This is a genomic window from Cardinium endosymbiont of Culicoides punctatus (assembly GCF_004354815.1).
Lineage (GTDB): Bacteria > Bacteroidota > Bacteroidia > Cytophagales > Amoebophilaceae > Cardinium.
The window spans coordinates 1-22,506 of the sequence record NZ_QWJI01000017.1 but is presented as its reverse complement, the minus strand read 5'-3'; the positions used below and the strand labels follow the sequence as shown (position 1 = coordinate 22,506).

At 32.6% G+C, this 22,506-nt stretch carries 20 protein-coding genes and 1 other RNA gene; 15 read left to right on the top strand and 6 right to left on the bottom strand.

What is annotated here, in order from left to right; genetic code table 11:
* The 4 genes from CCPUN_RS03170 to CCPUN_RS04915 all read left to right on the top strand — a co-directional run.
* Positions 1–1,761 (top strand): AAA family ATPase (locus tag CCPUN_RS03170; RefSeq protein ID WP_133282138.1); only part of this gene is annotated, 1,761 nt, incomplete at its 5' end.
* Between the two features lie 22 nt (positions 1,762–1,783).
* Entirely contained in the window at positions 1,784–2,527 is a 744-nt protein-coding gene (locus CCPUN_RS03165) for a polyprenol monophosphomannose synthase (RefSeq protein ID WP_133282137.1), read from the top strand.
* Positions 2,528–3,538: 1,011 nt separating this feature from the next.
* A complete protein-coding gene (locus tag CCPUN_RS03160; RefSeq protein WP_133282136.1) occupies positions 3,539–3,958 on the top strand; it encodes a hypothetical protein in 420 nt (139 codons plus the stop codon).
* Entirely contained in the window at positions 3,886–4,242 is a 357-nt protein-coding gene (locus CCPUN_RS04915) for a DUF2797 domain-containing protein (protein ID WP_133282148.1), read from the top strand. Before CCPUN_RS03160 ends, CCPUN_RS04915 begins: the two co-directional genes overlap by 73 nt.
* Positions 4,243–4,586: 344 nt before the next feature.
* Here the strand turns inward: CCPUN_RS04915 and ung are convergent, their stop codons facing one another.
* A complete protein-coding gene (gene ung, locus CCPUN_RS03150) occupies positions 4,587–5,249 on the bottom strand; it encodes a uracil-DNA glycosylase (protein WP_133282135.1) in 663 nt (220 codons plus the stop codon).
* Positions 5,250–5,581: 332 nt separating this feature from the next.
* Between ung and rpsF the strand changes: the two genes are divergently transcribed.
* From rpsF to CCPUN_RS03095, 11 genes are all read left to right on the top strand, one after another.
* Positions 5,582–5,953, top strand: a complete 372-nt coding sequence (gene rpsF / locus CCPUN_RS03145; RefSeq protein WP_133282134.1) for a 30S ribosomal protein S6 — start codon at positions 5,582–5,584, stop codon at positions 5,951–5,953.
* On the top strand, positions 5,950–6,201 hold the full coding sequence (gene rpsR / locus CCPUN_RS03140) for a 30S ribosomal protein S18 (RefSeq protein WP_133282133.1): 252 nt from the start codon (positions 5,950–5,952) through the stop codon (positions 6,199–6,201). The genes rpsF and rpsR overlap by 4 nt, the downstream gene beginning before the upstream one ends.
* 12 nt (positions 6,202–6,213) lie before the next feature.
* Positions 6,214–6,657, top strand: a complete 444-nt coding sequence (rplI, locus tag CCPUN_RS03135; RefSeq protein WP_133282132.1) for a 50S ribosomal protein L9 — start codon at positions 6,214–6,216, stop codon at positions 6,655–6,657.
* 645 nt (positions 6,658–7,302) lie between these two features.
* Positions 7,303–8,409 carry a tRNA 2-thiouridine(34) synthase MnmA gene (gene mnmA / locus CCPUN_RS03130; protein WP_133282131.1) on the top strand — a complete coding sequence of 369 codons (1,107 nt, stop codon included), beginning with the start codon at positions 7,303–7,305 and terminating at the stop codon, positions 8,407–8,409.
* A gap of 9 nt (positions 8,410–8,418) precedes the next feature.
* A complete protein-coding gene (gene gltX, locus CCPUN_RS03125; RefSeq protein WP_133282130.1) occupies positions 8,419–9,960 on the top strand; it encodes a glutamate--tRNA ligase in 1,542 nt (513 codons plus the stop codon).
* A 310-nt stretch (positions 9,961–10,270) separates the two neighbouring features.
* Positions 10,271–11,617 (top strand): APC family permease, encoded by a 1,347-nt coding sequence (locus CCPUN_RS03120; protein ID WP_165941929.1) that lies wholly within the window; start codon positions 10,271–10,273, stop codon positions 11,615–11,617.
* Between the two features lie 825 nt (positions 11,618–12,442).
* Positions 12,443–13,315, top strand: a complete 873-nt coding sequence (locus tag CCPUN_RS03115; RefSeq protein WP_133282128.1) for a hypothetical protein — start codon at positions 12,443–12,445, stop codon at positions 13,313–13,315.
* A 200-nt stretch (positions 13,316–13,515) separates the two neighbouring features.
* On the top strand, positions 13,516–13,836 hold the full coding sequence (locus tag CCPUN_RS04830; protein ID WP_133282127.1) for an ankyrin repeat domain-containing protein: 321 nt from the start codon (positions 13,516–13,518) through the stop codon (positions 13,834–13,836).
* 416 nt (positions 13,837–14,252) lie between these two features.
* Positions 14,253–14,677, top strand: a transfer-messenger RNA (tmRNA) gene (gene ssrA, locus CCPUN_RS03105).
* 176 nt (positions 14,678–14,853) lie between these two features.
* Complete coding sequence (locus CCPUN_RS03100) at positions 14,854–15,702, top strand: outer membrane protein assembly factor BamD (RefSeq protein WP_133282126.1); 849 nt, start codon at positions 14,854–14,856, stop codon at positions 15,700–15,702.
* 70 nt (positions 15,703–15,772) lie between these two features.
* Positions 15,773–16,114, top strand: coding sequence for a DNA-directed RNA polymerase subunit omega (locus CCPUN_RS03095; protein WP_133282125.1), 342 nt, complete (start codon positions 15,773–15,775; stop codon positions 16,112–16,114).
* Between the two features lie 62 nt (positions 16,115–16,176).
* Here CCPUN_RS03095 and htpG read toward each other — a convergent pair whose 3' ends face one another.
* From htpG to CCPUN_RS03075, 5 genes are all read right to left on the bottom strand, one after another.
* Entirely contained in the window at positions 16,177–17,991 is a 1,815-nt protein-coding gene (gene htpG, locus CCPUN_RS03090; protein ID WP_133282124.1) for a molecular chaperone HtpG, read from the bottom strand.
* A gap of 238 nt (positions 17,992–18,229) precedes the next feature.
* On the bottom strand, positions 18,230–18,544 hold the full coding sequence (locus tag CCPUN_RS04810; protein ID WP_240034348.1) for a hypothetical protein: 315 nt from the start codon (positions 18,542–18,544) through the stop codon (positions 18,230–18,232).
* A gap of 76 nt (positions 18,545–18,620) precedes the next feature.
* Positions 18,621–19,187, bottom strand: coding sequence for an Rpn family recombination-promoting nuclease/putative transposase (locus CCPUN_RS04805; RefSeq protein ID WP_240034347.1), 567 nt, complete (start codon positions 19,185–19,187; stop codon positions 18,621–18,623).
* Positions 19,188–19,341: 154 nt separating this feature from the next.
* Complete coding sequence (locus tag CCPUN_RS03080; RefSeq protein WP_133282123.1) at positions 19,342–20,421, bottom strand: ankyrin repeat domain-containing protein; 1,080 nt, start codon at positions 20,419–20,421, stop codon at positions 19,342–19,344.
* 648 nt (positions 20,422–21,069) lie between these two features.
* Positions 21,070–22,314, bottom strand: a complete 1,245-nt coding sequence (locus tag CCPUN_RS03075) for an ankyrin repeat domain-containing protein (RefSeq protein WP_133282122.1) — start codon at positions 22,312–22,314, stop codon at positions 21,070–21,072.
* Between the last annotated feature and the right edge of the window lie 192 nt (positions 22,315–22,506).

Sequence of the window (22,506 nt, the reverse complement as noted above, 5' to 3'; positions counted from 1 at the left end):
TTTTCAGATTGTTTTATAGAGACCGGTGCAATCAAATTAAATCCAGATGATCCAAATGAAATACCTCAAAAATATGTACCCTTAGATAAAAAATGGCCAAAATACCCAGTGATTAAGTTGGATTTTTCTAAAATAGGAAATGATACACCTGAAATATTAGCGGTGGAACTTCAAAGATTGTTGTATAACGTTGCTAAACAATATGAAAAATATAGTGTAGTGAAGGACTTGGAGAGTCCTGTTGGTCATAATTCTTTTAGATCTTATTATGAAAACTTGATTGATAGTTTAAAAAAACTTAGAGAGAAAGATAGTAGTTATTCTAATAAAGTCATTGTCTTAATAGATGAATATGATAGTCCCATAGCAAAGCTTAAGTCTAATATTGATAAGCTATATCAAGCATATAAAATTAAAGAAGATAGCAAATCAAAACCTCAAGTTATTATTGATGCTGAGATTTTATATAAAAAAAACAAAGATATTCTTGAAGGTTTTTTATCTGTAGTAAAAAGTTGTTCTGGTTCTTGTCAACTCATACTTTTAACAGGGGTATATAAATTTAGTCTCAGTGAATTAGGTTCAGGTGCTAATATATTCCATCCAGGGAATGTGTCTCTTCTTACACAATATGCAGGTGTTGTTGGGTATACTAAAGAACATATTGAAACAATCTTTAAAAGATATCCATTCATAAAAAACAGGATTGAAAAATGTTATAAAAAGACTAATAATATTGACGTTATGGATCGTATGCAAGCATATTATAATGGCTATAAATTCCATGCTAATGGTGAGCCCATGTATAATCCCTCTTCTGTGCTTTCTTGTTTTGAGTCTGGAGAGATAAAAGGTTATTGGAAAGATACCGCAGATACTACGATATTAACAGATCAAATGGAAGCCAATATCGAAAGATTTTCCGTAAAAAACATTAAAGAGAGTTTATTGCAAACGGAAAGTGATTTGCTTTCTAGCAAAGATCTTAAACAACTAGATATTATTCCATTAATGTATCAAACGGGCTATTTAACGATAACGTCGCATGATTTGGAAACACAAAAGTATACCTTAGACTTTCCTAATCAAGAAGTAAAGCAAGCTTTGTATGAGCACTTTGAAAAGCACCTTACTAATCAAGAAAGAACATATGGCATAGCAGAAAGTGTGAATGTGCAATCAGCTTTTAAACAAGAAGATTGGCAAAAGCTTTTTTCTATATTTAGAAGTAATTGTTATGCTAAAGCTAGTTATGAATTAACAGAAAAATCTGAAAAAAGTTTTCATGCATTACTCTATAGTTTTTTAAATGGTGTGTTTTTAGGTGATGAAAATGTAGAAATTTCAGCAGAAACCATATCAAATATTGGTCAAACGGATATTGTCATAAAGGATAAATCCAATCATACCATTTATATACTTGAGTTAAAATTAAATAAAGATGCTTGTACAGGATTAAAACAAATACTAGATAGAGATTATTATGGTCAGTATATTAATGAATATGGTAAAATCGTATGTATAGGCTTAAATATTAGATTCAATGATGACAATAAAAATAACCCAGATCCTAGCCATCGTAATATCGATGCATGTGCTCTGCTAATCCGACGTAGAGATTATAATAACAATTGGAAAAATGATCTTATAAAACAGTTTGCCTATTCACCTATAAGTAATAGGTTTTCTATGTCAGAATTATCTAAAGAAGAAACTGAAGAAATATATAAAAGCAAACCAAGGAATAGTAAACAGGGTTAAAAGGGTTTTATCAGTATATATTATGAGCATTCTTTCAAAGATATTAATCGTAATACCTACTTACAATGAATGTGATAATATTGCTCCTATTATAAAGGCTATTTTCGATCTAAATATGGGATTGCATCTTTTAATAGTAGATGACAACTCTCCGGACCATACAGCCCATTTTGTAAAAAAATTGCAACCACATTATTCAGGTCAACTATATCTTTTAAATTGCTCAGAAAAACAAGGGCTAGGTCGAGCCTATCTGATGGGTTTCTCATGGGCATTGTTGCATGGCTATGAATATATTTGCAGTATGGATGCTGATTTTTCGCATCTCCCTAGCGATTTGCCTAGGCTATTAAAAATATGCATGCAAAATGAGGGGGATATTTCCATTGGGTCTCGTTATATAGTAGGTAGCCATATTGTGTACTGGCCGCGTACTAGAATCTTATTGTCACATGTAGCTAATTGGGTAGTCAAATCTTTTATAGGTATACCTGTACAAGATGCTACTGCTGGGTTTGTGTGTTATAAACGTACCATACTGAAAAGCGTATTGTTGAATAATATAACTTCAACAGGGTATAGTTTTCAAGTGGAAATCAAGCTTTTAGCGTATCAATGTGGTGCTAAGTTAGTAGAAATACCCATTACTTTTACAGATAGGGTAAAAGGTGTATCAAAAATGAATATAAAGATTGTAGTAGAAAGTTTTTTGCAACTATTTAGAATAAAGTGGCGTAGTTTATTCCATAGAAGAAACGTAGAGTAGCATAGTGACGGTCGTTTAATTTATATGGCATTAAGCTAATCGTATAGGCAGGAGATTTACCTGCACCGGAACGGAACTGCTTATCTATCTCTACTTCTAATTCTAATTGTTTCCAGGGAATCGAATGGGCTAGCTGAATGAGCTTATGAAGAGGATCTAAAAGCTGGATAAGCGCTGCTCAAATAATCTGCTTTGACCCGTAAATCCGATATTCCGCACTAAAAAAAAGTTTTTTTTAATTAAATAATTATGTAATTTTATATTGATTATTAATTTGTTTTGTATTCATATGGAAGCAAGCAGTAAAGTTCTAGATCATTTAGGTTTAGTATCGGCGACAGCAAACAATTTATCCCACATTCCGCACCAAAAAATGCAAATCTTACAATTATTTTATAATTGATTACTAATAATTTTTATAATTGTATAGTAATATACTTTCATAGCCAAAGTAAAACTTTGTACAGAGTATAAGTTTTAGAAACTACTAATTAGTAATAATTTTTTGCTTTACTATTGTATGGTAACTTTTTATTTAGTATAATAAGGAAGCAAACCTAATCATTCATTATGAAATGAGTGTTTCATTAAACAATATATTCTACAAAATGTTGTTTTTGAAGTAATATTAAATAGTTTTGATGTTATCAATTGATCTTAATTTAATTAATAAGAATCTAAAAAAAGGTGCGGAATGTGGGATTTATCTTTGGTATCACTCATGAATAGGGAACGATGGGTTCTAACAAGGGGTGGCATCCGACGCAAGGAGTCTATCGCTCTACTCACTATTTTTAGTTGATTAATGGTATTTTGTAAAATAATAGAGTAGTTTCTTATTTTATCTTAAAAAAAAGATATTTTTAATTTAAAATTAGTTATTTGAAATTTTTGTTTAAAATCTGGTTTTCTTACATAGTTATCATAAACTAGCCAATGAAAATGCTTGACAACATCTTATTTTTAATTTTGTGAGTTTTTAGTATTTCATGCAATACCAGTAGGCATAACATGAAACTAAACAAATCAAAAAAGAAAGAAATTAGACAAGTAAAATTGAGTGACTGTTTTAATAAAAAAGATGGGATTGGGGGTATGTTAAACATTCATAATGTTGTTATAAACAATAAATTAACTAATATGAAAATGTATAGCAATATATTAGTGGGTTATGGTTTCGATCAAGAAAGTGGCCCTTATTTTACTATTGACGATATAAGTAATCCAACAACTATTCGTAAACACTTATCAATTTTAGATGTAAAAGTTAACTTATGCCCTATTTTTGATGAAAAGTTATGCATTGGTACATATGATCTGTTTAGCAAAAACACTTATCCTTGTCCATTTAAAAAAAAATTAAGCTTGATAGTAGTTATATCAATTGTTATAAATGTTATGAAGAGATTGGTTTCCATCCAAGGTTTTTAAGAAAAAAGTCAGATAGTATTCCTAATAAACAAAGTGTCTATAATGAAAAAGAACATTATGTTTATCTTGCTTACTTTGGTAAAAGTAATATTAAGGTTGGAACTGCATATTGCGATCGTTTAAACGATCGCCTAACTGAACAAGGAGCTCGTGCAGCATTATTAATCAAGAAATGTATAAATGTTTATGAAGCTTCTAAATTAGAACAATTTATTCATCATGAATTTAAAGTTCAAGATAAAGTATTAACTAAAAAAAATATCGATAATAAAATCTTCATTTGATTTTGAAGAAGGTAAGAAGGAATTACTTCAATATGCTTTAAAAATAGGTCTTGACAAAGATGAAAGTTCCATTTTAAATATGGATAAATATTACTATCCAAAAAATAAATATAATATACTTGACGAAGTAACTGAACAAACAGTATTTCAGGAAATTATCCAATGTCGTATTATAGGATTAGTAGGTAAGATACTTATTTTTAATACATCTAGTGGCAATAAGCTAATCTCTTTAGATAAATTAATTGGTAAAACAGCAATAACAATTAGTAAATCTTGAGCGTATGAACCACAGATTTCTTCAAAAGCCTCTTTAGCGCGGGAGTTACCAGGACACTATGTTCTTACCACGCAATGGACATTTGGCTTGTATCCAATAAATATGCATTAGCTTTGCTAAAATGCTTATTGCCAAAAAAACCTCTATGAGCTGATAATGGAGAAGGGTGTGCTGATTTTAAGATTAAATGTTTTTTTGGATCAATAAAGTTTTCTTTCTGTTGAGCGTAATTGCCCCATAACATAAATACTAGACCTTTTTTTCGTATTGCAATGGTGCTTATTACCGCATCTGTAAAAACTTCCCAGCCTCTTTTTTGATGAGACCCTGCTTTGTGTGCCTCCACTGTAAGTGTTGCATTTAATAAAAGCACTCCTTGTTTTGCCCATTTATCCAACGAACCAGATGAAGGCATTGGAATACCTATATCATCTTGCAACTCAGAAAAAATATTACGTAAGGAGGGGGGTAAAGGCGTACCTTCTGGAACAGAAAAGGCTAACCCATCTGCCTGGCTTGGTCCGTGATAAGGGTCTTGGCCTAGTATAATTACTTTTGTATCAGAAAAAGGTGATAGGTCAAAAGCCTTGAATATATTTTTAGCTGCTGGGTAGATAATATATTCTTGATAAGCCTTTCTTATATCACTAGCTAATTTTTTAAAATAAGGTTTTTCGAACTCTGGTAATAGTTCATGCTTCCAAGATGATTCGATGCGTACACACATAAATTATGAATTATGATTTAGGATAACATAACTGCTACAAGACCTACTTTGCTGTAAATCATTAGCCAATTGGTGCTTGATCTATATGATTGCTTTGTAAGGTTTTTGCATAAAATAATATATATTTTCCTCATTATTATTCTAGACATACAACATTTTAAGTTGAGAACCAAATAATTATAATTTTAGCTGACTAATAACAGCCTCTTTCCTTATACTCCATTTTTCTAGTTATCTCTAAGGATTTACTACGAAAGTATAAAAATAAATTTGATTTCATCATTTTTTTTCGGAACTTAGTTCTCATCGCTCATAACGTGAAACTATTGAACATGGAATTAAGACATTACGAAACAGTTTTTATACTATCACCTGTGCTTTCTGCTGAACAAGTAGAAGCTTCTATAAATAAGTATAAATCGTTTCTTACAGAACGCAATGCAACGATAGTACATGAAGAAGAGATCGGGCTCAAGCCATTAGCGTACGCTATAAAACATAAGAAAAGCGGAATATATCACCTTATAGAATTTGCAAGCTCTCCTAACTTGATTAAGGAATTAGAAGTTGCCTATTCTAGAGATGAAGAAGTCTTGCGTTTTTTGACATTTGTTTTGGATAAACATGCATTAGCTCACAATGCTACAAGAAGATTAGCAGAAGCTTCCGAAAAAAAACAATCTAAGAAAGATACAACCCTATGACCTTAGTAAATGAATCCATACAGAAAAAGGTAGTACTAAAAAAGTTTTGCCGATTCAAGCGATATGGTATTAAGCATGTTGATTATAAATGTGTTGACTTCTTAATGAAATTTCTTAATGAACAAGGTAAGATGCTGCCAAGGCGTATTACAGGAAATAGTTTAAAGTACCAGAAAAAGGTAGCCTGTGCTGTAAAACGCGCAAGACAATTGGCTTTGCTCCCTTATGTAGCCGATAACCTAAAGTAACTCTTTTGAAAAATGGAAGTAATATTAAAAAGTGAGTACAATAAATTGGGTAAAAAAGGTGATATTATTACCGTTAAACCAGGTTATGGTAGAAATTTTCTGATTCCCCAAGGCATTGCTATTGTTGCCAATAAAGGAAATAAAAAAGTTGCCCTTGAAAATGCTAAGCAGGCTGAACGTAGGACTTTAATGTTAAAAGAACGGGCTAAAGAACTTTTAGTTGTTTTAGAACGTGCTAAAATTGTTATAAAAGCAAAAGTAGGGGAACGTGGGAAAATATTTGGTTCTATTACCCCTTTACAGATATCTAAGGCGCTTAAAGTACAAGGTATAGAAGTAGATTATAACAATATAAATCTAGAAGTTGTTATTAAAGAAATAGGGACCTATCAGGCAGAACTATTTCTACATAAAGAAATATCTTATCAATTAAACTTTAATGTAATACCGGCTTAAATAGCCGTATTATGATGACATAGGGTTTCTTGTAGCGTGTGAAAGCAGGTTTGTTGCTATGCTGCTTTTGCAGTGTCATTTTTTTTGTTTTTTGATAAAAGCTACGGGAAGCCCTCCCTTCTTCTTATTGTATGTTGAATACAATTCAATGTATTAAGTGAAATTACTATTTGTTTTAATCCACATTTTCCTTCTTACACTATTTTTATTCTATAATTCAAAAATGATCCAATAAAACAACAATAGCTTGAAACAAGTTGTTTTCTTGTTTACGTTTTGTTGATAACAATTCATGAATGATGCAAAAAATTTCTGCACCTTGTTTTGAGTATGTCGAGTCGCCAAGAGATTCCATCCGGCACTCACAGAATCGATTGCTCTTTTATGTTCTTGATACACTGTGCCACTACCGATTATTAACCAATAATATTATATTCGTCAATAATAACACATAGGTAAATGTGCTACTAAAACTTTATTGTATATTTTATAGTGAATTATAAATCAGATATAAAAATAATATTTTTCTATGTAGTACATAGCATACATGGATAATGGTTTAATTTGCATAAACGCTTGGTTTTTTGATACCTTTACATTCAAGAATAAAAATAAAGGGAGTTCCCTATTTGCTGCTTAACATATATGAATAAAAAAGAACGCGTACTGGTGGCCATGAGTGGTGGTATAGATAGTTCCGTAACTGCTGTTATGTTGCATGAGCAAGGTTATGAAGTGGTGGGTATGACGATGAAAACTTGGAGCTATGCAAATAGTGGTGGTAAAAAAAAAGAGACTGGATGTTGCAGCTTAGACTCCATTAATGATGCACGTAATATAGCTGTTGAATTAGGGTTTCCACATATTATCGTGGATATACGGGAAGAGTTTGGAGGACATGTAATCAACCATTTTAAATCAGAATATTTAGCTGGAAGAACCCCTAATCCATGTGTATTATGCAATACACATATTAAATGGGATGCGCTTTTGCAACGTGCAAACAAATTAAACTGTGATTACCTAGCAACAGGTCATTATGCTAAAGTGCGTCAAGAGGGAGAGCGATATATTATCTCAAAAGGAGTAGACACACATAAAGATCAATCTTATGCGTTATGGGGTGTATCTCAAGAAAGCCTTAGCCGAACATTACTTCCTCTAGGTGGCTTTACAAAGAAGGAAATTCGTGCATTTGCTACGGAACGTGGGTTTACAGATTTAGTGCATAAATCAGAATCATATGAAATATGTTTTATTCCTGATAATGACTACCGTGGATTTCTAAAAAGGCAGGTTCCTGGTTTAGAAGAGCAGGTAAAAGGTGGAGAATTTGTATTAGAAGATGGTACTGTAGTAGGCCATCATGAAGGGTATCCTTTTTATACCATTGGTCAGCGAAAAGGGTTAAATCTTGCCTTAGGCTATCCTGTTTATGTTACAGAAATACAAAAAGAAACCAATCGAATTGTATTGGGAACTTTTGATGAATTATCTCGAGATGGTATGTATGTACATAAGCTTAATTTATCGAAATATTCAAATCTCAATGGGAAAAAAATAGATACAGTTACCAAAATCAGGTACAATGACCAAGGTACTCCTGCCGTTATCGAACAAGTTGGTGATCGCATGCATGTGTTTTTTGGTTCTGGTGTTCATGCTGTTACACCTGGTCAAGCTGCTGTCTTTTATGAAGAAGAGGATGTGATAGGAGGGGGATGGATTGTTTCAGCTTTTAAAAATCAATAACATTTATTTATGAATAATGCTATTAAGGTTCGATTTGCTCCTAGTCCAACAGGGGCATTACATATTGGCAGTGTTCGAACTATTTTGTACAATTATCTTTTTGCAAAAAAACATGGAGGACAGTTTATTCTACGCATAGAAGACACGGACCAAAAACGTTTTGTTCCTGGTGCCGAAGAATATATTCTAGAAAGTTTACGATGGTTAGGCATTGTTCCAGATGAAGGACCAGAACAAGGTGGCCCTTATGCACCATACAAACAGTCAGAAAGAACAGATATCTACAAACAGCATATCCAACGTTTGTTAGATGCAGGACATGCTTATTATGCATTTGATTCTCAAGAAGATATAGAGGAAATGCGTATCCGTCTTAAAGAGGCAAAAGTTACTAGCCCACAATACAATTCAATAAGCCGTGAATGGATGAAAAATCAATTTACGCTTCCTCCAGAACAAGTAAAAGAGTGGATAGATGGTGGGAAGCCATATGTAATTCGGCTGAATGTACCCCATAAAGAGCATATTCGTTTTCATGATGTGATACGCGGTTGGGTCAAAGTAGATACCTCCGTTCTAGATGATAAGGTATTAATGAAATCGGATGGTATACCTACTTATCATTTTGCCAGTGTAGTAGATGATTACTTAATGCAAATTACCCATGTCATCCGTGGAGAGGAATGGCTACCTTCTATGCCCATTCATGTACTGCTGTACCGTTATTTTGGTTGGAGCGAGCAGATGCCCAAATTTGTGCATTTGCCTCTATTATTATCTCCAAATGGAACAGGTAAATTAAGTAAACGTCATGCCGATGAATATGGATTTCCTGCATTCCCCATTATTTGGAATAGACCAGAACTTACTGTCAAGAAAGGATTTAGAGAGCAAGGTTACTTGCCAGAAGCGTTATTAAACTTTCTTGCCTTATTAGGATGGAGTCCAGGAAATGACCAAGAGCTGTTTACGCAAAAAGAACTCATAAAAGCTTTTTCATTAGAAAGATTGGGAAAATCTGGAGCAAAATTTGATATCACTAAAGCCAATTGGTTTAATCAACAGCATATAAAAAAACAAAGTCCAACTGTTTGGGCAGAATATTTTATAGCAGAAGCTGCTAAAGAAGGAATAACATGTAATCAAGAAAATGTGATTCCAATCTGTGATCTTGTAAAAGATCGGGTTACTTTCCCCCAAGATTTTTGGCTAGAAGGAAAATTCTTTTTTGTTATGGCTCCTATTAACTACGACAGTGATACAATCAAAAAAAGATGGAATGTACAGATAAAAGAAGTTTTAACAGACTTTATGCATGCGTTATCTACGCTAACAGAATGGGATCATAAACATGTTAAATCATTATTACAAGCATCTATTATAGCCCATAACACTTCTATTGGTCATATTATGCCCATATTGCGTATGGCAGTTACAGGAGTAACAGCTGGTCCGGAACTTATGGATACACTGATATTATTAGGTAAAGATAAAGTGTGTGCAAGAATAATTGCTTTCTTAAACGGTTGTAAAATTAAACTTTTTATTTAAAAATCATACTTTTTTGCTTTTAAATTTACAATTTTATTGCTATATTAACAGGATTACGTACATGATATAGTGTATCAGCAGTGCTGCTAACTAAACATACTGGTACCATGTTTCCTTACGTTCTTGCTATGAGACTGCGTATTTAGTTCGGTAGTACCACCCCTACATACTGTTGTCTACAAATGTTAAGGAGATAGCTAAGAACTTTGGTTTTTTTATCATGCTATGTTGAAGATAGGAATGTAATATGTTTTATGATTTAGTTGGTCCTGATATATTTAATTTTTCACAACACTTTTTTATATATTCAATGAATCGAAAAATAGGATTTTATTCACTGGTTGCCATTGTAATAGGTTCCCAAATTGGGAGTGGGTTATTTATATTGCCTGCAGCACTTGCAGAATATGGCCATATGTCTCTATTGGGATGCTTACTAAGTGGAGTTGGTGCAATTTTTTTATCAATTGTATTTGGTAAACTAGCCCGTTACTATACAGGAGTAGGGGGGCCACATGTATATGTATCTAATGTATTTGGTTTTAAATATGGTTTTTTTACTACTTGGAGTTATTGGATAATTTCCTTTGTAAGTACTACCGTTGTTGTTCTAACTGCTTTTTCGTATATAACACCTATTATAGAAAATAGCATAGGTAAATCCCTTTCTAAAGAGGCTATATTGGTATTAGAGATATTTTTAATACTTCTTTTCATGATCTTAAACTTATTAGGATCCACAACAAGTGCCAGAATGGAAATGGTGCTTTCATTACTCAAAACCCTGCCCTTGGTTATTCTTCCTATTGGTTGCTTATTTTATTTTGATACTACTCATTTTACCAATGGAACATTCCCAGTTGGTTCATTCAATAAAATATTATCGAATTCTACATTAATTTCTTTTTGGGGGTTTATTGGATTAGAAAGTGGTACTACGCCTAGTGAAAATGTAAAAAATGCAACAACCATTTCTAGGGCACTTGTTGTGGGTACAACTTTGGTAGCTATAATTTATTTTGGTATTAGCATTGTTGTTATGGGTGTAATACCCCTCACTGCATTGCAGGGCATGGATGCTCCCTTTATGGCTATAGCACAGTTGATATTAGGTGGTAACTGGCATATTCCTATAGCTATTGCTGTTTTTATTGTTTGCCTTGGAACACTCAACGCATGGATTTTCGTTTCTGGGCAAATTGCTGCCAGCGCAGCAAAAATAAATATGCTACCTTACCTGTTTACAAAAACCAATAAATATGGCTCTCCTCACTACAGTATTTTAGCATCTTCATTAGGAATTATTCCATTTTTAATCCTTACGTTAAATAACAGTTTAAAGAAACAATTACTAGACCTCATAGATGTTTCTGTGATTATTTTTCTATTGGTTTATGCTCTTTCAACTTGTAGTTATTGTAAACTACTATGGGATAATCGGATTGCAAGAACAAAAAGCAACTGTATAATAGGATTACTTGCCATGTTGTTTTCAATCTGGATGATCGTTTCTGCTATGAGTCTTTTTCATCTTATGGTTGTTGGAGTAATTATAGCAAGTGGTATTCCTTCTTATTTATATATGCGCAATAAATCCTTAATATCACAGGAACATACTACTACTGTAACTGATATTTCAGATAAAAAGTCTGTTTAATAAATAGTGTTCACCTATTGCATCTTTGATGTAAGTTAATTACCTTATTACCCACATTCCGCACCTTTTTTTAGATTCTTATTAATTAAATTAAGATCAATTGATAACATCAAAACTATTTAATATTACTTCAAAAACAACATTTTGTAGAATATATTGTTTAATGAAACACTCATTTCATAATGAATGATTAGGTTTGCTTCCTTATTATACTAAATAAAAAGTTACCATACAATAGTAAAGCAAAAAATTATTACTAATTAGTAGTTTCTAAAACTTATACTCTGTACAAAGTTTTACTTTGGCTATGAAAGTATATTACTATACAATTATAAAAATTATTAGTAATCAATTATAAAATAATTGTAAGATTTGCATTTTTTGGTGCGGAATGTGGGTTATTAGTAAGGATCCAGAGTTATTCCCGTTGCTGGTGATCCATCACATCACATGCAGCGTAAATGCTATGCGTTCCTACACATGGGTTCTTTTGTATATATCCATTTAAGCATGGTAGTGTCATAATTTTGCATAAGGATTGGTGCAAAAGATGTACAACACATACAAATTTTTATATACAAAGAATCAAGTGGAAATAGGCTAGGTTGTTTTTTTAGACCGGCTATGCCTATAGGTATATACCTTCACAGAAGGTTATTATTTTAATATAAATTTTTAATGATAATGAAATATATAAGCAAACTCATATATCATGTGTATACGTCCATTTTATGGATTACGCTATTTTACGCTTTAGGCGCTTGTAGTCAGAAGCGAGTTACTCAAATATCGAATTAAATAAAGCGCTTGTAGCAGGAGCTGTACTTGGAGGGGGGCTGGCAAATGCCTGTACCATCTAATGATACAGTAGCACTATCTAATAATATGGTACCTACTGGAATTGATTTGAATCAAGTATTTTTTCCCGTATTGGTAAAAGTACATAATGATAGTTTATTAGAAGATCTAAATTCCAATAATGTTGAGATTTATTTACCAGAAATGGATGAAATAGAGCAGTCTATGATGGCTGGAACAATTGATTTCCAGAAATTAAAAACGATTACTAACAAGGGGAATACCATAAAGATGCCTATAGAAGAAATGCTTAAAGGGCTACCTATTGCTAGTATTACGTTTGCAGCTAACAGCGCCTCAAATCTTTTTGGTGCTGGGTGGAAGTATTGTTTTGGTTGGTCAAGAAAAGGCTCGAAGTATAGTTTTAGCCAAGATCATGCGGCACATTTAAATTTCGTCAAAAGTGGTACTTATCTTATTTTAATGTCCGTTGCTTTATATCTTGAGTTACAACAAGGTTTTCGGCGTGCAGATTTATTAACCATATGGTCTAATGCAGGTGTAAGCTTAATGACAGCTGGTGGAACATATCTATTAGATTTACGTGAAAAGCCACCGACTACCAGTGGGTGGCATGCTTTCTCCAATACAGCTTCTGCCATTATTATTACCAGTGTTTCTCCTGATACACCTAATTATCATCCTAAAATGGTTTCTTCTTGGTTTGCAACAGCTGATCAAATTGCAGCCTTTACAATGCGAATATGTAGTTATATCAGTAAAAGAAAATGGACTGAAGACCGGGTCAGGTATGAACAAGGAATGATAGGTAGAGATTTTTTTATTACTTCATTTTCTATAGCAATTTCTTCGCGTACAACGGTCAAGTTTTTAAACTAGTTATTAAAACGAATCATTTTAGAGACCTGTTTTGTAAGTAGATGGAATAAAAATACAGCTATTTGTACATAATAGATGGCTTTTAAGTGAATTTTGCCCACTTCAGTGAGCCTAGTACTTACGCAATAGGTCTAATAAACGACGTAAAGAGAGTGGATGTTTCGATAATTTTTTATATGTTAAGCCCATAGGGGGTAGGTATTTATACGGTTATATTAAGTATTACCCCCTATTTTAACATTTTTTTACTCCAAAAACTAATAACAGGGACTTACGCAACAGATCTATTATTAGAGCATCCAGTTATAAAGTTAGAATCCAAAAACCGTTACGGACGTACTCCACTTGGCCAGGCAGTGCATGATGGTCATGTAGAAATCGTAGCGTTGTTGTTAAAACATGGAGCCAATCCGGAAGGTATTACAACAACAAAATGGGGTGAATTTTTGTCAAAGTTGGGTTCTCAAAAACACAAAAAAATCAAAGAGCTTTTAGATAAGGCAAAACAAGAAAATGTGTAAAATTTAAGTTCTGAAAAACGCAAAGGGTAGTGGTCTAAATATATGAAAAACAGCAAATTTTTCACTACATGGATTTAGTAATTAGGGATTATAAAACAAGAAAAACATTTTACACAATCTCTTCAAAAGTCCCAATTTATCCATTCAGCATTAATCAGGACTTTCGTACAATGGCAATAATGCTTTTATACTTAGATATGATGATATTTAATAATTTTATAATCAATAAAAAGTAAATATTTCAAAAGTTTTCTGAAACTTTTATAGGGTATATCTATGCACAGTTTTTAGATAAAAATGCGAAAGTCCTGTATGCTATGCAAGTTTGGTACATCCAGGAAAAAATACTATCTTAACACGATATCTTAATGGGTAGTTCCTTATAGATGAACGAAATGGATATCCATAAGCCATTTGGGGTTGACTGGAATTGACGGGAAGCTAAAATCCAATGTAAGCATGCGAGGTGTTGTAAGTATTACCTCTAAATAAAACTTACACATTGAATAAATGGCATCTTTGCTATTATTAATTCTCGCCGTGAAGAGGAAGAGGAAGAAGGAGGGGAAGAAGGAGTATTCCGCATGGCTGCTTAGTCGATAGACTAAGGGGAGTTTGTCTCTCTGACTTTTGTTCTATGGGGTCAGGATAGAGGCATCGTTACATAGGACTGGTGTAGGATAGGTTACGTGATGGCTACACAAGATTTAATCGCGTATACGTATAACATGAGGTAAGTTCACTGGCCTTGGTTATATCGACAATAAACAGTAACTAAGCATGTAGAAAGCGTTGCGGTTTTCTTGTTCGGACGAGGGTTCGATTCCCTCCAACTCCACTTAAAGTGTTAAGATGGTGAGTAGTAAAATCTATATGTTGTCTGTTTTTTTAAGAGTTAACTCGAATAAATATAGGTGATTTTCTTAGAAAATGGGAAAGCAGGCCTCCTGTTGCACTTTAATAAGTAGTGTGCTTGTATGAATTGTAGAAAGTTAAGTTTGAATGTAAGCGCTATAAATGAATAAGTCTAGAAAAATACTTTTATTGCTTGGTTTTGCATGTTTTGGACATGTCACCCCTACACTGGCCCGGTCTACGGATACGACACATACACAAAGTAATGCGGCCGTTTTAGAAAAAATGCAAAAGATTGTCAAGCTTTATGAAAAACAGCGTTATACAAACGTACTTGAATTAATAGAAGAGTTGCTTCCGGTTGTTAAGTGTAAAGCAGATCGGTTGCAGTTACAGTTTTATGAAGCCTATGCTAATTACTACGAGAAAAATTATAGTATTAGCTCAAACCAATTTCATTTCCTTACAGAACAATACTCTTTGGATCCACAAATAGAAGAGGCATTTTTTATGGCTGGATATAGTTTGGCTTTCGAAAATGTAGACATCTATCTAGACCAAACAGTTACCTACGATGCTATTCACTTGCTTGAAGAATACTTGGAAATGTATCCGGAAGGACATTACCTAGACTTAGCCCATATTGCTTTGAAAACCTTACACCATCGCCTTATATCTAAAAGTTTTAAAGAGGCTGCATGCTACGTGCGTTTAGGATATTATCATGCTGCTATTGTTGCACTTGAAAATTTCGAAAAAACTTATCCTAATTCAGGCTTCGAGCTCAAGACATATGCCCTCTTGCTAAAAAGTTATAAAGAACGTGCTAAAACAGTGTCTAATGAACAAGAAAAAAAGCAAATTATTGATCGTATGCTTGACTTATCAAAATGGCATAGTGCTTATATGCATGACACTGATAAAGGCATGGTATTAAAAAAGAAGAAAGGTATGGAAAATAATACTGGGTTGGCCATGCTTCCTCATATGCCTAAATATTTTAAGAAATAGTTTTAACAAATCCATCTACATGGTATAACAGGAACAATTTTTAAAATAATTTTTAATTTTATCATTAATTATGAATCTAAATAAAAAAGTATATTTAACTCCTAGAAACATAAGTGAGCTGATTGCACCTACTGGTAATATTTATGAAAGTACGGTTGTTATTACTAAACGTGCTAAGCATCTAGCCATGAAACTAAAAGAAGAGTTAGATGCTAAGTTAGAAGACTATGTAAGTATTAGCCAAGAAAAGGATAGCCTAGATAAGCATAGACAATACGAGGTTTCTCAACACTATGAAAGGCAACCAAAGCCTGTATTAGAAGCTATTAAAGAATTTTTGGAGGGGGATATTGCTTTCCGTTATTATGACGATGAGAAGCAAGGTGACCGATATATGGAGGAATTTGAATAAATTCAAATAAAGGTATCGAATCGTCTAGAGGTATTCCACAGACGATTCGATCAAATATGCATTTATGCATTTAACAACTTATCTGTATAATTTCTTATAAATGTTGCTAATAGATCTCCTTCCAGCATGCCTTGTGCAAGAAGTCCTAAATAATAAGCATTTTTTACCAACTCTTTTTGCAAATCTTTATCCGTAATACCAAGGATTTTCTTTGCTAAAGGGTGATTCCCATTGATAGCCAAATGCATAGATTTAAATATGTCTTTCTTTCCAGTACCTCGACCTTGAGAAAACTGCTCCATACGTCTTAAAAGTTCAGAAGTTACAAAGGTTACTGGTAGCTCCTCTGGTAACATAGATGTCACATTCCACGTGGTTTGCTCTGTACCAATAGTTTGTTCATAAATGGATTTTAGTTCCTTTTGCTCTACTTCTGTAAGCACCTGCTCTAATACCTCTTCTTTCTCAATTAAGTTGCTAAGTGTATCGGTGTCAATACCTTTGAATTTAATGTTATCGAACTTATACTCACCAAAATTAATAAAATTGGTATCAACAGGACTATTAAGTACCAATACGTCATAACCTTTATGCTGTGCTGTCTGTATATACATAGCATGTTTTTGTGGATCTGTTGTATAGAGAAAAATTATATTTCCATGCTTATCAGTTTGATTTTTAGATACTTTATTTTTATACTCATCTATGGTATAATAATGATTTGTTGTACTTTGTAGCAGGATAAGTTCTCTTGTTTTTTCATCAAATTTGTCATCTGTTATCATGCCATATTTGATAAATAGAGCTATATCATTCCACTTATCTTCATAGGCTTTACGATCTTGTCGGAAAAGTGCTTCTAGTTTTTCTGCTACCTTTTTACCAATGTATGTGCCAATTTTTTTAACATTTTTATCTGATTGTAAGGCACTCCTGGATACGTTTAGGGGTATATCAGGAGAGTCAATTACGCCATGCAGTAGGCACAAGAAATCTGGAATAACCTCTTTTACATCATTAGTAATAAAAACCTGCCTTGCATATAACTGAACAGTTTCTTTTTGTTCAAAGTAATTTGCAACTTTAGGAAAATATAATACGCCAGTTAATGTAAATGGATGATCAATATTTAAGTGTATCCAAAAAAGAGGGTCTGGCGCTAAGGGATATAGTTCTTTATAAAAAGAAAGATAATCTTCTGATTTTAAATCAGTTGGATTTTTAGTCCACAAAGGTGTTGTATGGTTAATAACTTTTCCATCAAAGAAAATTTCTACGGGGAGGAAACGACAATGTTTATTTAAAATCGACTGTATGTGTTCCTTATTTAGGAATTCTTCAGAATCTTCAGCTATATGTACAATAATTTCTGTTCCTACTTCATTTTTGGTAGTAGGAGTGATTTCAAAATTAGTACTACCATCACAAGTCCAATGAACAGCTTGAGCACCATGATGGTAAGACTTGGTAATGATTTCAACGTTCTTAGCTACCATAAAGACCGAATAGAAACCCAATCCAAAAAAACCAATGAGTTGATGTTGGTCCATCTGCTCTTTATATTTCTCTATAAATGCAGTAGCTCCAGAAAAAGCAATTTGGTTGATATATTGCTTAATTTCATCGGCCGTCATTCCCAAGCCAGTGTCCTTAATGATAAGTTTTTTTTCTTTTTCATTGATTATTACTTCAATAGATAATTTTTCAGTAGATGCTTCATATAAGCCCATAGAAGATAATTTTTTGAGCTTTTGAATCGCATCTACACCATTAGCTATTAATTCCCTAAGAAAAATATCTTGATCTGAGTATAGGAATTTTTTGATAATTGGGAAAATATTTTCCGTATGTATGGATATAGTTCCTTGTTCATGCATGGCTAATAATTAAAGTTAGAATTAAACTGATTTAAACCTACAGTAAAAAAACGAGCAAAAACCATTCCAAAAATATAATGGCTGACTACAATAGACGGTGGTGGTTTAAATATATGATGGCATAAATCATTGACATTAAGCATTTTCCACTTTTTTTTGATAAAAAATGGTTAATTTTTTTCAAAGAAAATATCATGGAAAAGTGGCCTCAATCCCTGACTGATTCAAAAGCCTCTTCTTATAAACTTAAGTTGTTTTCTTCCATAATAGAAATTATTTCTTTTCTTGAAAAAGTGGTAACAATGGATATGGTGTCTATATTTATGCCCAGCTCTAACATCTTTAAGGCAGTTGCATAGCGTTCTTCTTTTTTACCTTTTTCTAATCCAATCCTTTCTCCCTCTTCTATACCCTCTTCTCTGCCTTTTTCTCTGCCTTTCTCTAATCCAATCTTTTCGCCTTTCTCTTCGGCTGTTTTAACAGCTAGGGCTTCTGTGCGAATCCATTTTAAATGATCTTCATAAACTTCTTTTTCTTCTGAATTAAAGTTCATAACGTCTAATACGTCTAACGCTTTTTTTATATTGCTGTCATTTAATGCAGAGGGTAAATGCTCTTTGTTTAATAAATCATGACGGGATAAAAAGGTAACCCATCTGGTCTAAACCACTACTTACTTTCGATACGATATCAGATAATGTTGAATCTTTATCACTGATGAATTTCTTTAACTCTATGGTGTGTAATTCTAGGTCTTTGAAATAATGTATATTATTATCTATTTCCTTAATATGAAATATATTATGGTACTTCTCCGATGTAGGAATACTGGTAAAGTTAAGTATATGGATGCCGATGGCTTTAGATAAAATATCATAACTTCTAGAAATTTCTAATTGCTCTGTATACAATTTAGCCCAGTAATACAATGCACGCTTATCGTAGTCTTTGGCATCGGTAATCTGTATTTCAATATTAAATCTCTTTCCTGTACAGCTCTCTGCTTTAATATCTAAGATAGACAACTTATCCTGTCTAAAGTTTCGATGGTTATAAGGATTGAGTAAGGTAATATCTGCTACTTGATCTTCTTCTTGCACAATAGCATTAATAAGTGATATCAATAGGTCTTTATTCTCTTCAACGCCGAATAGTTTTTTAAAGACAATGTCTACTCTTGGGGTTAGCTTTTCCATAAGGTGACTGTTTAGTTTGTTACAAAATAAATTTAATCTATTATTATCTTTATCTTGTGTTATTTTTTTTATTTCCGGTAGCTCTTTTCGAATTTTTTGCTTAGATGTGTTTTACGCATTTTTCTTGAGGGACGTGTATCTGTTTATATATATGCTATGCTTTGTATAGAATTATTTTGTTTATCAAATAAAAACAGTTATTTTTTTGCTTTGCTTCTTTTAAAAGCTTTTTAATTTCTTTATGTTTCCCAAAACCTAGTTTTGACAATAATGCATTTTTTATTGAAATGGCTTTTGGATTAGCTCTATGTTTTAACAATAACTTTACGATTTCCACGTTGCCATTATGTACCGCCTGGCCAAGTGGCGTACGGCCAAAAAAGTTTTTGTGTTCTATGTCTGTACCTTTCTCTTTTAGCAGTAATGCTACAATTTCTGTACAATTTAAAACAACTGCCTTATCAAGCGAAGTGTACCTGTTATGATCTTCTTTATTAATCTTAATATTATCATTTTTTAACAGCAACTCTATTGCTTTTATTTGATTACCTTTATAAGGTTCATCGCTATAACCATATATCCCTGCGTGCAATGGTAGCATACCTCTAGCAGATAGATTAACATCTATATCTTTACGATTTAAAAGGATATTAAGAATATCTATATCGCCATTCTTCATAGCCTCATGTAGGGCGCTATCATAATCAGGTGACTCAACATCCTTCTCAATTTCTAATTGATTGACGTCTGCTCCATGATTTAGTAATAATTCTACTACTTGTTTATCTTTTTGCTGCGTTGCCATGGTTATGTAATATCTAGTTGATAATATATTGCTTGTAGCAAATAAACAGGGATCAGCTCCTTTCTTCAATAAAAATCGAATAATCTTTAGGTATTCTTCTTTCTTTTCTGGATTTTTTTCTTTATGTCTATAGTACATAGCTATATACAATGGCCTCACAATACTACGTGGTGGAAAGAGAAGTAGTTTTATTATTTTTTTATTGAGATCTTTTTTAGGGTCAGAACTTTTTGAAACCTCATTTTCTACTTCCTTAAGATTTCCCTTTCTAATAGCCTCTTTGAGAGCAGATATACTAAATGCTAATTTTGTATTATCGTTAGATGTACGATTATGTTTTACACCGTGTACAACGCTTTTACACTTGCTTATGCCAGTAGTCACCCATACCATAGCTAAAAATGCAATGATTTTGTAAATGTATTTCATAGATTAAATATGTTAAGTAATTGAATATCAGTATATTTTTCAATATAATCTCCTGATTAAAAATTTATTTTTTTAAGAACTGGAGTCTTTACGATGCGTGTGATTTATTTTAACCACCAGCAAAGGAATGACTCTGGTGCCTTATTAAAAATGTAAGGAACTTATATCAAATATGCAATCTGCTCGCTACATTTGTACCTGCTTTGCTGTAAACCGCTTGCCAGCGGGTCCTTACTTTTTTGAGGGCCAAAAAAGTAAGCAAAAAATCCTTTTTGTCCCAAAAGAAAAATGCTAAAAATCTGCACAAAAATTCGAAGCCAGATAAAATCGCTCCTATGGAGCTCAAAAGGAGCTATCTGGCTTTGATCGAATTTTTTGCTTAGATTTTTCTCACGCATTTTTCTTGAGGGACGTGTTATATGTTTGTATATATGCTATACTTTGTATAGAATTGTTTTGGTTATCAAATAAAAATAGTTAATTTTATTTTGCTTCTTTAAAAGCTTTTTGGTAACTCCCCCAGGTGCCTTTTTCAATTTTAATATATCAGCAAACATACCACCAATATTTTTACCTATTTCATTATATATCAATCATAAAAATCATATCTGTTTTATGCAGAACATGGGATACCTTGGGAATTACTTATTATTCCATGTTTGTTCGACAATATGGACATGTTTTATTGATAAGAACCCATTCAGATATGCAATCTAAATGAAATTTATGATTGCATTTTTTTAATTTTATTGCATGCTGATGCTCACTAGTATCCACTAACTTACTAAGGCAAATAGAACATGCTCCATCCTTTTCAGTAACATGAATAGCATCAAAAACAGGTAGCGACTCTTTTGTTTTTTTCTGATTTTTCTTTGCTTCCTTTAAAAGCTTTTTGATTTCTTTATGTTTCCCAAAACCTAGTTTTGACAATAATGCATTTTTTATTGAAATAGCTTTTGGATTGGCTCCATGTTTTAACAATAACTTTACGATTTCCACGTTACCATTATGTACTGCCTGGGCAAGTGGCGTACGGCCATGACAGTTTTTGTGTTCTATATCTATACCTTTCTGTTTTAGCAGTAATTCCACAATTTCTGTACAATTTAAAACAACTGCTTTATCAAGCGCGGTGTATTGATTATTATCCTCTTCATTGATCTTAATATCATCGTTTTGCAATAGCAATTTTACTGCTTCTATTTGATTACCTTTATGGAGTGCATCTCTATAACCATATATACCTGCGTGCAATGGTAATATATATGCATGTAGATTAACATCTATATTTGGATCTTTTAAAAGAATCTTAAGAGTAGCTATATCACCATTCTTCATAGCTTTATGGATAGCTCCATCATAAGTAACGTAGCCTCCATCTTTACTATCTAATTGATTGACGTTTGCTCCATAATCGAGTAATAATTGTACTACTGGTGCATCTTGTTGCCCTGCTGCCATGGTTATATGATAACTAGTTGATAATATATCGCTGCTAGCAAATAAACAAGGATTAGCTCCTTTCTTCAATAAAAGTTCAATAATCTTTAGGTATTGCTCTTTCTTTTCTGGATTTTTTTCTTTATGTCTATAGTACATAGCTATATACAGTGGCCTTGCGATACCACGTTGTGAAAAGGGAGGTAGATGTATTATTTTTTTGTTGAGATCTTTTTTAGGGTCAGAACTTTTCGAAACCTCTTTTTCTACTTCCTTAAGATTTCCCTTTCTAATAGCCTCTTTGAGAGCAGATATACTAAATGCTAATTTTGTATTATCGTTAGATGTACGATTATGCTTTACACCGTGAGCAACGCTTTTACACTTACTTATGCCAGTAGTCACCCATACCATAGCTAAAAAGGCAATGATTTTGTAAATGTATTTCATAGATTAAATATGTTAAGTAATTGAATATCAGTATATTTGTTTAATATAATCTTCTGATTAAAAATTTATTCTTTTTAAGAACTCGTAGTCTTTACGATGCGTGTGATTTATTGTACAGGACTTTCGCATTTTTAATTAAAAGCTGTATATGGATTACGCCATAACTTTTCCTGAAAAATTTTTAAGGGTTCA